Source organism: Bradyrhizobium monzae, assembly GCF_021458635.1.
In the GTDB taxonomy this organism is placed as follows: domain Bacteria; phylum Pseudomonadota; class Alphaproteobacteria; order Rhizobiales; family Xanthobacteraceae; genus Bradyrhizobium.
Genome location: NZ_JAIRDQ010000017.1, coordinates 41,896 through 55,000, shown reverse-complemented (window position 1 = coordinate 55,000; position 13,105 = coordinate 41,896). Strand labels below are relative to the sequence as shown.

The 13,105-nt window shown below is 63.4% G+C and carries 10 protein-coding genes; 2 read left to right on the top strand and 8 right to left on the bottom strand.

Going from position 1 to position 13,105, the window contains the following annotated elements; translation table 11 throughout:
* The first annotated feature begins 10 nt into the window (after positions 1-10).
* Together K3F49_RS37370 and K3F49_RS37365 are read left to right on the top strand one after the other, a co-directional pair.
* Positions 11-1,006: an FAD:protein FMN transferase gene (locus K3F49_RS37370; protein WP_234685861.1), complete on the top strand. Its 996-nt coding sequence runs from the start codon at positions 11-13 to the stop codon at positions 1,004-1,006.
* Between the two features lie 34 nt (positions 1,007-1,040).
* A complete protein-coding gene (locus tag K3F49_RS37365; RefSeq protein ID WP_234685860.1) occupies positions 1,041-1,430 on the top strand; it encodes a c-type cytochrome in 390 nt (129 codons plus the stop codon).
* 654 nt (positions 1,431-2,084) lie between these two features.
* Here K3F49_RS37365 and adh read toward each other — a convergent pair.
* The 8 genes from adh to K3F49_RS37325 all read right to left on the bottom strand — a co-directional run bounded on the left by adh (position 2,085) and on the right by K3F49_RS37325 (position 13,099).
* Positions 2,085-3,602 carry an aldehyde dehydrogenase gene (adh, locus tag K3F49_RS37360; protein ID WP_234685859.1) on the bottom strand — a complete coding sequence of 506 codons (1,518 nt, stop codon included), beginning with the start codon at positions 3,600-3,602 and terminating at the stop codon, positions 2,085-2,087.
* Positions 3,603-3,795: 193 nt separating this feature from the next.
* Positions 3,796-4,764, bottom strand: coding sequence for a GAF domain-containing protein (locus K3F49_RS37355; protein WP_234685903.1), 969 nt, complete (start codon positions 4,762-4,764; stop codon positions 3,796-3,798).
* A 2,042-nt stretch (positions 4,765-6,806) separates the two neighbouring features.
* On the bottom strand, positions 6,807-8,612 hold the full coding sequence (locus K3F49_RS37350; protein WP_234685858.1) for a methyl-accepting chemotaxis protein: 1,806 nt from the start codon (positions 8,610-8,612) through the stop codon (positions 6,807-6,809).
* Between the two features lie 605 nt (positions 8,613-9,217).
* Positions 9,218-9,787 (bottom strand): DUF2478 domain-containing protein, encoded by a 570-nt coding sequence (locus tag K3F49_RS37345; RefSeq protein ID WP_234685857.1) that lies wholly within the window; start codon positions 9,785-9,787, stop codon positions 9,218-9,220.
* Between the two features lie 11 nt (positions 9,788-9,798).
* Positions 9,799-10,656, bottom strand: a complete 858-nt coding sequence (locus K3F49_RS37340; RefSeq protein ID WP_234685856.1) for a copper chaperone PCu(A)C — start codon at positions 10,654-10,656, stop codon at positions 9,799-9,801.
* Between the two features lie 190 nt (positions 10,657-10,846).
* Positions 10,847-12,274 carry a cytochrome c oxidase accessory protein CcoG gene (gene ccoG / locus K3F49_RS37335; RefSeq protein ID WP_234685855.1) on the bottom strand — a complete coding sequence of 476 codons (1,428 nt, stop codon included), beginning with the start codon at positions 12,272-12,274 and terminating at the stop codon, positions 10,847-10,849.
* A gap of 4 nt (positions 12,275-12,278) precedes the next feature.
* A complete protein-coding gene (locus K3F49_RS37330; protein ID WP_234685854.1) occupies positions 12,279-12,593 on the bottom strand; it encodes a metal-sulfur cluster assembly factor in 315 nt (104 codons plus the stop codon).
* Positions 12,590-13,099, bottom strand: a complete 510-nt coding sequence (locus tag K3F49_RS37325; protein ID WP_234685853.1) for a DUF2249 domain-containing protein — start codon at positions 13,097-13,099, stop codon at positions 12,590-12,592. The genes K3F49_RS37330 and K3F49_RS37325 overlap by 4 nt, the downstream gene beginning before the upstream one ends.
* Between the last annotated feature and the right edge of the window lie 6 nt (positions 13,100-13,105).

Sequence of the window (13,105 nt, the reverse complement as noted above, 5' to 3'; positions counted from 1 at the left end):
GGAGAACATGATGGTTGGCGCGATCTCCCGACGACGTTTCATCCGGATCAGCGGGGCTGTAGCCGGCCTCGCCCTTGCGGCACCCGTCCGTGGGGCGGCTTCCGAGGCCGGTCTGGTAGTCTGGCGCGGCACCATGTTGGGCGCCGTCGCCACGATGAAGATCCACCACCGCGACCGCGGCGAGGCCGAACGGCTGATTTCCGCGGCCTGTGCGGAGGCACGGCGCCTCGAGCGCCTGTTCAGTCTGTATCTTGAAGACTCCGATCTGGTGCGGTTGAACCGCAGCGGGATCCTGGTGGACCCGGCCCCGGAGTTCGTGGAGCTTCTTGGGGCGGCGCTGCGATACGCGGAACTCACCGGCGGCATGTTCGATCCCACGGTGCAGCCGCTGTGGGAGCTCTACGCAAACCATTTCGCGAAGGCGGACGCGGACCCCTCGGGACCCGATCAGGCGTCCGTGAAAGCGGCGCTCGCATGCGTAGGTTACGACCGCTTGTCGGTCAGCAGGGACCGCATCGTCGCCCCCAAGGGGACTGCGATCACGCTCAACGGCATCGCGCAAGGATACATCACCGATAAGGTCGTCGATCTGCTGCGCTCGCAGGGCATCGCTCATACCCTCGTCGACATGGGGGAGACCCGCACCATCGGCGCGCGCCCGGACGGCGCCTCCTGGGACGTCGGAATCGCCGATCCGGAGCTGCCCGAGCGGACCCAAGCCGTTCTTCAGGTCGTCGACCTTGCGGTCTCGACCTCCGGCGCATACGGCTTCAGGTTCGATCCAGCCGGGCGCTTCAATCACCTCTTCGATCCAGCGACCGGGGCCTGCGGTCGTCTCTATCGGAGCGTCACCACCATTGCCAAGACCGCAACGGCCGCGGATGCGCTGTCCACCGCCTTCAGCCTGATGGACCAAATGCCGATCCAGGCGTTGATGTCACCGGCCGGCATCGAACGCGTCCATCTGATCGATGCGGCGGGAAGCGTTGCCGACCTCGTCGCCTGAAACCCAGTTCCATAAGCAGCCCAAGGAGAAGTGAATGAAGCGAATAGCTATTGCCGCCGTGTTCGTCGCGGCCGGATTCGGCCAAGCCGACGCGCAAGATGCGGCCGCCGGCGAAAAGGTCTTTGTGGTCTGCAAGGCCTGTCATCAGATCGGCGACAACGCGAAGAACGTGGTGGGTCCCGTGCTCAACGGTCTGATCGGACGGAAGTCCGGGTCGGTCGAGGGCTACAGTTATTCCGCCGCCAACAAGAATTCGGGCATTACCTGGGACGAGGCAACGTTCTCCGAATACATCAAGGATCCGAAGGCGAAGATCCCCGGCACCAAGATGGCCTTCGCCGGAATCAAGGACGAGCAAAAGATCAAGGACCTGATCGCCTACCTTCACACGTACGACAAGGCGCCGGTCAAGCTGGCACAATAGTCCGGCTATACGGCTACCCACGAAAAACAGATCGCGCACGAGCGTCGCGCGCGATCTCGCTCCGTCTCAGGTGCATTCCGCACCCGGGAGGCCGCGGTTGAGTCCAATATGTGCGCGGAATTCGAGTTCGGGGGACGGAACGGAACCCTCACACTAGCCATGTGTTCACGATAGCAGCAGAGGACGAGTGGAATGGCCGTACATCATGCGGGTTCAGGAGAAGTCGTCGACCTTCGGCCGCTCGGGGTTAAACTTCAGGACGCACGCACAACTGCGATCGTGAAGTCGGACACTTTTGAGGCCGTACGCCTGATTGTTCCTGCCGGACACAAAATTCCACCCCATCGGGTGGAGGGGAGATCACCCTGTTTTGCCTTGAAGGACACGTGCGGCTTGGCCATTCCAACACGGAAATTGAGCTCACGGCTGGCCAATGGGTCTATCTTGATGGAGGGGTGACGCATTCGGTCGAAGGGATCAAAGACGCATCCCTGTTGCTCACCATTCATTTCCAGGCGAAGCAGACGCAAGGTAGCGTTTGAGACGGGTGCATCGAGAACCCAAGTCTCGGGACGTCGTTCGAAGGCTCGAATGCGCGCAAAGCCGCCCGCCAGTATGCGCGCGGACAGATGGGTCCGCGCGCAGCACCTGCCCTCAGAAGAAGCCGAGCTTCTTCGGGCTGTAGCTGACCAGCAGATTCTTGGTCTGCTGATAATGATCGAGCATCATCTTGTGGGTCTCGCGACCGATGCCCGACTGCTTGTATCCCCCAAACGCCGCATGGGCCGGATAGGCATGGTAGCAGTTGGTCCAGACGCGGCCGGCCTGTATCGCCCGGCCGAACCGGTAGCAGCGATTGGCGTCGCGGCTCCAGACGCCGGCCCCGAGGCCGTACAGCGTGTCGTTGGCGATCGCGAGCGCCTCCTCGTCCGTCTTGAAGGTGGTGACGGAGACCACGGGGCCGAAAATCTCCTCCTGGAAGATGCGCATCTTGTTGTTGCCGTGGAACACGGTCGGCTGGACGTAGAAGCCGCCGGAGAGATCGCCGCCCAGATCGGCGCGCGCGCCGCCGGTCAGCAACTGGGCACCTTCTTTCTTTCCGATATCGATATAGGAAAGAATCTTCTCCAACTGCTCGCCCGACGCTTGAGCGCCGATCATGGTGGCGGCGTTGCGCGGATCGCCCTGAACGATCGCCTGGACGCGCTTCAGGGCCTTCTCCATGAAGCGCTCGTAGATCGATTCCTGGACCAGCGCCCGGCTCGGACAGGTGCAGACTTCGCCCTGGTTGAGCGCGAACATCACGAAGCCTTCGATCGCCTTGTCGAGGAAGTCGTCGTCCTCGGCCGCAACGTCCTTGAAGAAGATGTTGGGCGACTTGCCGCCGAGCTCCAGCGTCACCGGGATCAGGTTCTGGCTGGCATACTGCATGATCAGCCGGCCGGTCGAGGTCTCGCCGGTGAAGGCGATCTTGGAAATGCGCGGGCTTGATGCCAGCGGCTTGCCGGCCTCGAGGCCGAAGCCGTTGACGATGTTGAGAACGCCGGGCGGCAGGAGATCGCCGATCAGCTCGATCCAGACCATGATCGAGGCCGGGGTCTGCTCCGCAGGCTTCAGCACGACGCAGTTGCCGGCCGCGAGCGCCGGCGCCATTTTCCAGCACGCCATCAGCAGCGGGAAGTTCCAGGGGATGATCTGGCCGACCACACCCAGCGGCTCATGAAAATGATAGGCTACCGTGTCGTTGTCGATTTCGGCGAGGCTGCCTTCCTGGCCGCGCACGACGCCGGCGAAATAGCGGAAATGGTCGATCGCCAGCGGCAAATCGGCGGCGCGGGTCTCGCGGATCGGCTTGCCGTTATCCCAGGTTTCGGCGATCGCCAGCCGCTCCAGATTCTGTTCCATCCGGTCCGCGATGCGGTTTAGCACGAGGGCACGTTCGACCACGCTGGTGCGGCCCCAGGCGTCCTTGGCTGCATGCGCGGCGTCGAGCGCGGCCTCGATGTCCGGCGCCTCCGAACGCGCGATCTTGCAGACCACCTGCCCGGTCACGGGCGAAGCGTTGTCGAAATACTTGCCCGACCGGGGCGCGACCCATTTGCCGCCGATGAAATTGTCATAGCGCTCGGCGAAGGGATTTTGCGATGTCGTGAGGAATTCCGGCTTGTTCATGATTCACTCCCGCTGTTGCATTGATGATTGCCGACGTCGCGTCAGCGCGATGTCGAAATTGATCATGTCGAGAGGAGCGGAAGATGTCAGCGGGGTGGTTTCGGATAGCACCTGCAACCTGTCTCAAAGCTGCGACATCCATCGCTGTGCTTCGCATACTTCTTCGTACAGCCGACAGAACGGGGATACTGGCTTACGCGTGCAGCTTGAGGTCAAAACGCTTGAGCCTGCGGTGCAAGGTCGCGCGGCTAACGCCAAGCGCCTTTGCCGCCGCCGAGACGTTGCCCCGCGCGCGCGTCAGCGCCCGCAATACGGTCGCGCGCTGAGCGTCACCGAGCTGCTCATGAATTCCTTCGTCGCAGCAGAGCAGGTCCACGGCTGGAACCGGCCGCAACTGGCCGTCGGGCGGGATGCCCAACGCCAAGCGAGCGTCGCGCGTGGCGCCGATGACGAGGTCGTCGCGGTCGATCGCCAGCAATCCACCACCACGAGTATCGGTCGGCGGAGTCAGCACGATCCGGGCGTCCGCAAAAGTGCAACGGAACAGTTCGGTCTCGATCCGCCGCGCCGCGTCACCGACCGCGAGCGCGATCAGAGTTGCGACGGCGTCGGTGTGATCGGCGCGGCAGGAGGAGACATCGAGAACGCCTGCAAGCCTTGCGTTGCCGTCGTAGATCGGAACCGCCGTACAGCTGAGCAGCGTGTTGCGCGAGAAGAAATGCTGATCGCGGTGGATGGTCAACGTGCGTTGCTCTGCCAGACAGGTGCCGATGCCGTTGGTCCCTTCGTGCTCCTCACTCCAGAGCGAGCCCGTCCAAAGCCCCCAACGCTCGAAGGAGGGATCGTCGGCTGGAGCTCCACGTCGATCGACCGGTACGCCCTCGCGGCTGGCCAGCAGCACACAGCAGCCGATCGTGCCCACGGCCTGATAAAGCCGGTTCATTGCGGACCGCGCGGCACCGATCAATGGCTCATTTCGCTCGATCGTTTGCCGCACCTCGGGTTCGGTTAGTCGCAGCGGCGGTCGGATGACCGATGGATCGAGACGATGCAGGCGGGAAGAGCGGCGCCAGGATGCGACCAGCGCGGATTTTGCCGCTTGGCCCGCGCCGATCGCAGCCTCAATGCGATCGGCGTGGTGATGCTCGTTCGTCGCTCCCATGCGGTCCTCCGTCACGAAGGTTATGGTCTTTCCGGCAGTCTCGTTTGATCCGGGTCAAGCTACGGGGGCCGCAGCCCCCCGCTCTTGCTTGTTTTCCTCATCGGAAAGTCACACGTTCATGCCTGGACGAGGTTTCGAAAACGAACCGGCTGACGTTCGCGCATTCGGTGCAGCCGAAAAAATGCCGCTCATAACCGTCTTTGCCGTCGGGACGGTGTGGTTCGACCCGGATCAGCCGCATGGTGCTGCCAGCGCAGTTCGGACATTTCCGATAATCAAAATTGGAAGGCATATTGACGCCTCCTCCCCCCGTTCGGGTGCCGCAGAGCGCATGTCCAAGAGCAAAATCGACGGGGCTTTGTGGAGCTGGATTAGACGGCGCTGGCGGCCGGCTCGGGAAAGAGCGTTCGGACACCACCCATGCCGGACGATCCGCTCGATCGCTGGCCAGCAATTGCTCCGCCGCTACGGCCTCTCCTCCTCAACGCTTGTTCTTTTGCTGGGTCGACAATAGACGGAAGACATCCCGCCTTCTTTGTTGCGGTTCAAACTTCGGAAGGTTTCGCTCGTCTGGCACAGGCTCCGACCTGGTCGGAAAAATGCTCGCCCTTCAGCGGCCAGTTCCAAACCTCCCATTCAGGGATTCCAACCAGTGGACTTCGGGGTTGGCCTGTGAACCGAGCCGGACTGCCGGCCGCCCGAAACAGGATAACGCCAGCCAGGCTGGAACCTCGGCCATTAGGACCGAGGTTAGTTGCCTCTGATGAACAGGCCTAGCGCCGAGTTGTCGTTTGAACTCCCTCCGAAGAACGCTTTCCTTCCACGGCCTGCCATTGCTTCTGCGGAGAGTCTTCGTGCGCAGAAAGGCATGGGTTTCGGCGGCATCGTCGCCTGTTCGGATGACGACATCTAGGTGGAAGGGACATACCGCTACCGCGTGAGTCGTCTCGAACGTAGTGGACCGCCGAACTCAGATCCTCCGCCTGGCTTTTTTGTGACACGAGAACCTCCCGACCGCCTCTTCCGCAAACGGGGCGCTTCAGTGGATGGTCGGCTCCCCGAACAATTCCGTGCTTCATGGCGACCGCGATGGTCTTCGGTGAGACGATCATGATACGCTCTCATGCAGAGCGATCGGGTGCGCTGCGAGCGCTTCGATCGTGTCGCTATTTGGACAGTACGCCCTGTAGGTCCGGCCCAAGGTACCCGCGCGGACATCTCCGTCACACTTTGCCGACGCCGGGCACAAGGCGCATACGCGCTCCATGTCGCGAACCACGGCCGGCTCGGCCCGCAGTATCGCCGGACCGATTCCGAGCGAGTCGAGGAGACGACCGAGGTTCGCTGTTCGACCTCGCCTCTTCCTTGCCAGCATTTCAAGATCTGCGAGCGAGAGGCGCAGATCGCGCGCAACGGTGGAGAACTCTGCGTCACCGAGTCCGGCCAGTTCCCGTTGCTCTCGACGGCGACTGCGCCAAACTCCAAACTTATCGACCGCCGCGCGGATGGCCAAGTTTGAACGGGATGTCATCGTGGGCTCCATCGTTCTGGACGCGCACAACGATAGCTACGGCGCCGACGCCGATCTTTGCGCCACGACAAACGCCATTGCGGTGTGCCTTCGGGAAACCTTCCGTGCCCGGTTCCATCCTGGGCGCCGAAAGGCGATCAGATCCGACATGACGGCTCGACCAGGCCGCCCGCGATCTCGACTTCGGTTTCGGGGGGCTGTCGGTGATCTCGCGGATGCGCGCGAGGACGCTTACCGGGAACGAGTCCGGCGGTCGGCGCTCCGGGCTCTATGGCCACTGGATCGGGATGAAACTCAAGCCTCGACGGACAAGCTCGTCCTGCAGAAGCCGCGCCCGCTCCTTTGCAGCCTCACCAACCAAGCGGTGTCGTCCTCCGAGGATATTGTCGGCTTCGACCTGCCAGCGAATGTTGTCGTAAAGCGTGAGAACGCTGTCGTCAGTCTAAACTGTTAGCTCGGTCGTCGCTCCGATCCGCAGTCTTGTGCGGTCTCGCGAGAATTGCGGAATTTCCTACCTGAACGCCGTATGCCGTTTGGCGTAACCACCGACAAAATCCGCGATCGGAAACAGCACCGTCAAGCTCATGCCGCCCGTACCTTCGCAAGGAAGATACCCAGTTCCTGTTTGAGACGCTGACCGTCGCCGGAGAGGGACTGGGCGGAGGTCAGGACCTGCGAAGAAGCGGCCCCGGTCTCGGTGGCGCCCGCTTCGACGTCGGCGATGCCGGACGAAACCTGCGAAGCGCCGACCGCGGCCTGCTGCACGTTGCGCGAGATCTCTCGCGTGGCGTTGCCTTTGCTCCTCGGCGGCCGCGGCGATCGCCCCGGTGATCTCCGATATGCTGTCGATCGTCGCCATGATCTCCTTGATGGCGCCGACGGCAGTCGACGCGGTCGACTGGATCTCGGCGATGTACACGGAGATGTCCTTTGTGGCATTTGCGGTCTGAGCCGCAAGCTCCTTTACCTCCGAGGCCACGATCGCGAAACCTCGTCCGGCGGATCCTGCGCGCGCCGCCTCGATCGTCGCGTTCAACGCGAGCAGATTGGTCTGCTCTGCGATGGCCGTGATCATCCCCACGATGCCGCCGACCTTCTCGGCCGCGCCCGCGAGCTTCACCATCGACTGATCGGTGCTCGTCGCCTGAGCGACGGCGTGCTTGGCGACTTTCGACGACCCCTCGATCTGACGGCCGATTTCGGCGGCGGTGGCGGCCATCTCCTCGCTCGCGGCGGCGACCGATTGGACGCTCGCGGACGCCTCCTCCGACGCCGACGCGACGGTGGTCGACAACTCTCGGGTCGAGGAGGCGGTGTTCGCGAGCGCCGAAGCCGCCTGCTCGAGGCTCGCCGAGTTCGATGACACCCGGTCGATGATCCCGCCCACGGCGGTCTCGAAGGACGCGGTGAAGTTCTCCATGTCCTGCTTGCGTTGCGCGGCGGCTCGCGCTTCCGCTTTGGCTTGATCGGCGCGCAATCTCTGCGTTTCGAGAAGGCCTTCCCTGAAGACCTGCGTGGCGCGAGCCATGTCGCCGACTTCGTCGCGCCGCTCCACGCCTCCGATGATGACGGAGAGCTGACCGTCCGCGAGCGCCTTCATGCTCAGGACCAAAGCGCCGATCGGTCGGGACACAGCGAAGACGCTCATGAGACCGGCGCCGACGAGCACCAGGATGGCTATGCCGCCGACGATCGCCGAAGTCGTGGCGGAACGCGCGAGGAGCGCATGCACATCGGCCTTCTCCGATTCCGCCCTAGACGAAGCGACCTTCACGATCTCTGCCGCCAGTTCATCGACTTTCATCGAGGCGGGAACCGTGACGTTCCGCCCGAGATCGGCGACTTCCGCCTCGAGCGTTGCAATCTCAGAACTTCGTCCTTCGGCCGTCGCAACGACATTTTTGTGCCGATTGACGGCGACACGTCCGCCGGCTGCCGCGTAAGTCTCGATCTGCCTTCGAAGCTCGGCGATGCGGGTCTTGTTCTCCGCGGAGAGCGAACGAGGGAACATATCGTCGGCCATTGCTTGCGCATCTTTGCGCGCCGCGGCCAGTCTGTCCTCGCCATCGCGGATGTCGTCCTCTGTCTTGGCCAGGCGGAGATCCCGTACGGCGACCTGCATCCGCCTTGCGTCGGCCTTAGTCTCGATGGCCAGCCTGACGATCTCCTGCTGGTCGATCGCCTTGTCGATGCCCGTTTCGACGCTCCCGTTGACGAAGATCTGATTGGCGATCATAGCGCCTACGAAGAGAATTCCGATGAGCGAGGAAGAGACGAGCTTGGTGGAAATGCGAAGGCTACCGAGAATACGCGACATGGTCATCTAACCGGAAAGAGGAGAATTCGTCGCAGTGTCTCACGCCAGAACGCACCCGTCGTTGCGCTGCCACAACCTCCTGAAGCAACTAACTTATAGAGCAACCCTTGATATTAATTGGTTGTTTACGAATCATGCCAAGGGGGCCGAGACGATGCTGCTCCCGACCAAGCCGCGGAACCGGCCGTGTCCTCTCGTCATCCCGCCCTTGCTCCCGAGGGTGTACGGCACGTTCGATTTGCGTGATTAACAGGGGCCGTTGAGCCAGCTCAACGTGAATCACTTTACGATGAGGTCGCAAACCGAATCGCCAGACCGCAGGGCAGCTATGGATCCGGGCTCCTAAGCACGCCGGCGCCGCTCCGCCTCGGCATAACCCGAACGTCGATACCTCCGATGGGCGCTCTCGTCTTCACCTGTCCAGTCACGAAGCAGAACGTTCAGCATTGGCTCGATGACGAGCTAAAATCCGAGCACTGCGACGCGTACACGAGCGTTCAATGCCCAGCCTGTGCGCGGCTGCATTTCCTGAACCCGAGGACCGGAAGGCTGCTCGGGGAGAAGCCGGCCACGACGTCTCAGGGGCCCGCGAACTCCGCTCCGCCTCAGCCGGACTGACGGCTATGGCGCAGTCGCTCCAGCCACTGGTCTATCGCGCCGCGATCCGGGGGCAGCTCCACCGCGAAGCGGCCGGCGAAGTCGCGCCATGCGGCAAGATTGCCCTGAGGCACTCCGATCACCACCGCGACATTCCGCTGCATTGCTCGCCCGACGAGATCGAGCAAGCCGTTCCCCTCGCATTCCGCCTTGCCGAACTTGTTCAGGATCAGCACGTCCGGGGCGGCGTCTAGGCTCGCCTCGATCCGAGCCGCGACATCTGCGAGCGCCGCTTCGTCGAGCCGGCAACCTGCGGCCCCAGCGCCCCGGTACTCGAAGATCGGCGTGCGGCGGCCCGTGGCGAGATCCTCCAAGACCACGTCGCAGCGTCGCTCCGGTGCGGCGTCGACCACATGCTGCAGGACGCCCGCGAGCGACAGATCGGAGCTACGGCAAGCGGCGACGAGCGCTTCGAACGCCGTCGCTGGATAACTGTTCTGCGGATAGACGAGCGCCGTCAGCCGCGGAGCGTCCGGCGACGAAACCTCGTCCTCGGAGGCGGTAGGAGAGACGGACATCGCGATTGACCTCACTCGATAAGGATCGGAGCCGCGATGTCGATGCGGTCGTCCTTCTTCATGTCGATGCCCAGCGCAAGCGACCACTTCCCGGTCGCCGCGGCCGTCATGCTGACCCGCCACCTGTCCGCGGCGATTCGTTCGGCCGGTGCGGCCAAGGGAACGATGTTCTTGTCCGGATTGGATAGGGTCACGGAAAGGGAGTCGACCGTGAGCGGCTTCTCGTCTCCATCGTAGAGCTGCACCAGAACTTCGACGGGTCCGCTGCGGCCCGGCGTGACGGTCACGTCCGCCATCAGCCGCGTGCCGCAGATGTGCGTGAAGAAGGGTTCATCTGTCGATGCGGAGGCCTTCGCGGGCGGCGAAGACGGGACCGGCGCCGCCTCGGTAGAGGCGATCCGTAGCAGCGGGCCCTTGGCACCCACACTGCCGACGTCGAAGACCGTCTCGATCTTACCAAAACGCTGGAAGATCAGCGAGACCGGAATGCGCTGCCCCTCTTCGAACGGCGCGGCTAATCCGACGAACATGATGTGCTCGCCGCCCGGGGCTAACGTCACCGTCGCGTCCGGCGGGATCACTAGTCCCTCATCGAGCTGACGCATCGTCATGATGCCGTCCTGCATTGTCATTTGGTGAATCTCGACCTTGGCGGCGGCCGGACTGGTGGCGGAAAGGAGACGATCCGGCGCTGCGCCGCGGTTCTCGATGGTGAGATAGCCGCCTGCGACATTTGCTCCCTTCGGGGTCGCTCGGCTCCATGCCTGGCCGACGACGATGCCGGCGGGATCGGCGCGCGTAGGGACGGCCCCGATGAATGTCAAAGCGACCGCGAGGACCACGGTGATTGTCTCGACTTTCCCCAACATGACGATCTCCGACTTACCAGACGAGCTTGCCTACCTCTGCACCGGAAGGTCTCAAATATTCGCGTCATCCACGTTGACGCCGCGCAAACTTGCCTGACTTGCGCGATGATTTTCCCTCAGCTTCGCCACACACCAGACGAGTACCGCATGACGAATAGGCCCCGTCGGATATTCCACTGAAGTTGCTCTCCTAGCGCTCGATGAACCTGTCCTTGGCCGACAGGACCGTGCTTCCGGTCTCATCCTGGGCCGTAAACACCACATCGCCACGCCCGGCATCGGCCGCCGTCAGCGTGACCCGCAGCGTCTCGGAAGCGTCGGCGGCTACCTCGATCGGTGCCAGGCTGTCGTTGCCGATGATGGCCATCTTGGCATCCACGCCACTGACCGCGAGCGTGTAGGCGTGGGAGACCGACGACTTGTTCAACAACTTGATAGTGTACGCGTTGCGCACCGAGCCGTCCGAGAGCCTGACGGCGACGGGATCACGATCGTGCTGAACCGAGAGCGTGGCGGTCGTCTTGGTCGTGAACGCGACGCCGATCGTGCCGGCCAAGGCCAGGCATGCCGCCGTCAGGCCGATCGTCTTCGGCCGCACCAACCGATTGACGGGCGCTTCCTTTCGGCGGCCGCGCTCGATGTTGTTCCAGCTTTCAAAGTCGATCAGGCCGCGCGGGCGGCCGAGCTTCGACATGACGCCGTCGCAGGCATCGACGCAAAGTCCGCAATTGATGCAGGCGAAATTCGGGCCTTCGCGGATATCGATGCCGATCGGACAGACCGCGACGCACTGGCCGCAATCGACGCAATCGCCCGCCGGCTTACCCTGCAGACGCAGCTCGGCGGCCTTCTTCGCCGACGTCCGCTGTTCGCCGCGGTAATCCCTGTAGTTCACAGTGTAGGCTTCCGGATCCCAGATCGCGCCCTGCAGGCGCGGCCATGGGCACATGAAAGTGCAGACCTGCTCCCGCGCGAAGCCCGCCAGGCCGTAGGTCGTGCCGGTGAAGGCGGCGATCCAGGTCAGCGCGTTAGCCGAGACCTCGCCGAAGGCGAAGCCTCGCAGCAGATCAGGCGCGTCGGTGAAATAGAAGATCAGCGTGCCTCCGGTCGCCAGCGAAATCGTCAGCCAGGCAGCGTGTTTGGCGAAAATCTGCGCGATGCGCTTCGTCGTCAGTGGCGCGCCGATGTTCCTCAGACGCTGCCGCCGGTCGCCTTCGATCAGCCTTTCGACGAGCAGGAACAGATCGGTCCAGACCGTCTGCGGACAGGCGAACCCGCACCAGAGCCGTCCGGCCAGCGCGTTGGTCAGGATCAGAATGGTTGAGGCAAGGATAAGAAGTCCTGTGACCAAGTAGAGATCCTGCGGCCAGATCTCGACGAAGAAAGCGTAGAGTCGTCCGTTCGCGAAATCGAGCAGGACCGCTTGGCCGGGCGCATGGGGGCCGCGGTCCCAGCGGATGAACGGCGTCACGTAGTAGATCGACAGCGTCAACAGCAGGATGCCCCACTTGACCTTGCGGATCGGGCCCTTGACGGCCTGGGGCACGACCGGCTGGCCGGCCGCCGCCGCAGCCTTCGCGCGCGTCTTGGCGTGATCGATCTCGATGGTGAGGGCCATGACGTCAGTTCACCGCGGCAAAGCCGAGCGAGGCCCGGACGGCAGGCTCGATCATGGACGGGGTCCACGGCGGCTCGAACGTCATCGTCACGTCGGCGGAAACGATCCCTGGGACGGCGGACGCGGCCGCCTGCGTCCCCTCCTTCAGGAAAAAGGTCGCCGGGCACCCTGGCGTCGTCGCCGTCATCGTGATGCGGGCTGCCCCGCCAGCGACCGCGATATCGTAGACGAAGCCGAGATCGACGATGTTCTCGCCCAACTCGGGATCGATCACGGCGCGTAGCGCGTCGCGAACGCGTTCGACGAGCTGGTCCGTCATGACGGAGCCCTCACCGTCAGTTCGTAGGTGGCCCCGTCCGGGGTAAACCCGCCCAGCCAACGGAAGCCGCGCTTCTCCAACTGCGGAAACAGAAACACCGGCTCCCGCCGCAGCAGGGCAGACAAGGTCTCGCCGGGTCCGAGGTTGTCCGCGGCAGCAAGGATTCGGACCATGGGTTCCGGAGGGTCGAGGTCGCGGTTGTCGAGGTTGACGGTTGGCGCCGGCCAATCGTCGAGCCCCGGGCCGTCCGCTGCGGTCGGCGCCGGTTCCGATTTCGTTTCGGTCGGCGTAAACAGAATCTCCCATTCGCCGCCATCGAGTGCCTGCTCCGCGTGCGCGAACCCCTTGTTCGCCATCACGGCAAACAGCGGGACCGGCTTGAAGGTCGCGAAGAGGCGAAGCCCCTGGCCCGGCGCCAGGCGCTCGAGCGCGGCCATGATGACCGAGAACGGCTCACCGCCTGCGCGCAGGATCGGACGGACGTCGACATCGACATATTCGGGCATGTTTTT

What these genes read in the sequence shown, in the direction of transcription:
- K3F49_RS37370 (WP_234685861.1), top strand. Translation starts at nt 11, where the DNA reads ATGGTTGGCGCGATCTCCCGACGACGTTTCATCCGGATCAGCGGGGCT.
- K3F49_RS37345 (WP_234685857.1), bottom strand. Translation starts at nt 9,787, where the DNA reads ATGTCCGTCTCTCCTACCGCCTCCGAGGACGAGGTTTCGTCGCCGGAC.
- K3F49_RS37365 (WP_234685860.1), top strand. Translation starts at nt 1,041, where the DNA reads ATGAAGCGAATAGCTATTGCCGCCGTGTTCGTCGCGGCCGGATTCGGC.
- K3F49_RS37325 (WP_234685853.1), bottom strand. Translation starts at nt 13,099, where the DNA reads ATGCCCGAATATGTCGATGTCGACGTCCGTCCGATCCTGCGCGCAGGC.
- ccoG (WP_234685855.1), bottom strand. Translation starts at nt 12,274, where the DNA reads ATGGCCCTCACCATCGAGATCGATCACGCCAAGACGCGCGCGAAGGCT.
- K3F49_RS37350 (WP_234685858.1), bottom strand. Translation starts at nt 8,612, where the DNA reads ATGTCGCGTATTCTCGGTAGCCTTCGCATTTCCACCAAGCTCGTCTCT.
- K3F49_RS37330 (WP_234685854.1), bottom strand. Translation starts at nt 12,593, where the DNA reads ATGACGGACCAGCTCGTCGAACGCGTTCGCGACGCGCTACGCGCCGTG.
- K3F49_RS37340 (WP_234685856.1), bottom strand. Translation starts at nt 10,656, where the DNA reads ATGTTGGGGAAAGTCGAGACAATCACCGTGGTCCTCGCGGTCGCTTTG.
- K3F49_RS37355 (WP_234685903.1), bottom strand. Translation starts at nt 4,764, where the DNA reads ATGGGAGCGACGAACGAGCATCACCACGCCGATCGCATTGAGGCTGCG.
- adh (WP_234685859.1), bottom strand. Translation starts at nt 3,602, where the DNA reads ATGAACAAGCCGGAATTCCTCACGACATCGCAAAATCCCTTCGCCGAG.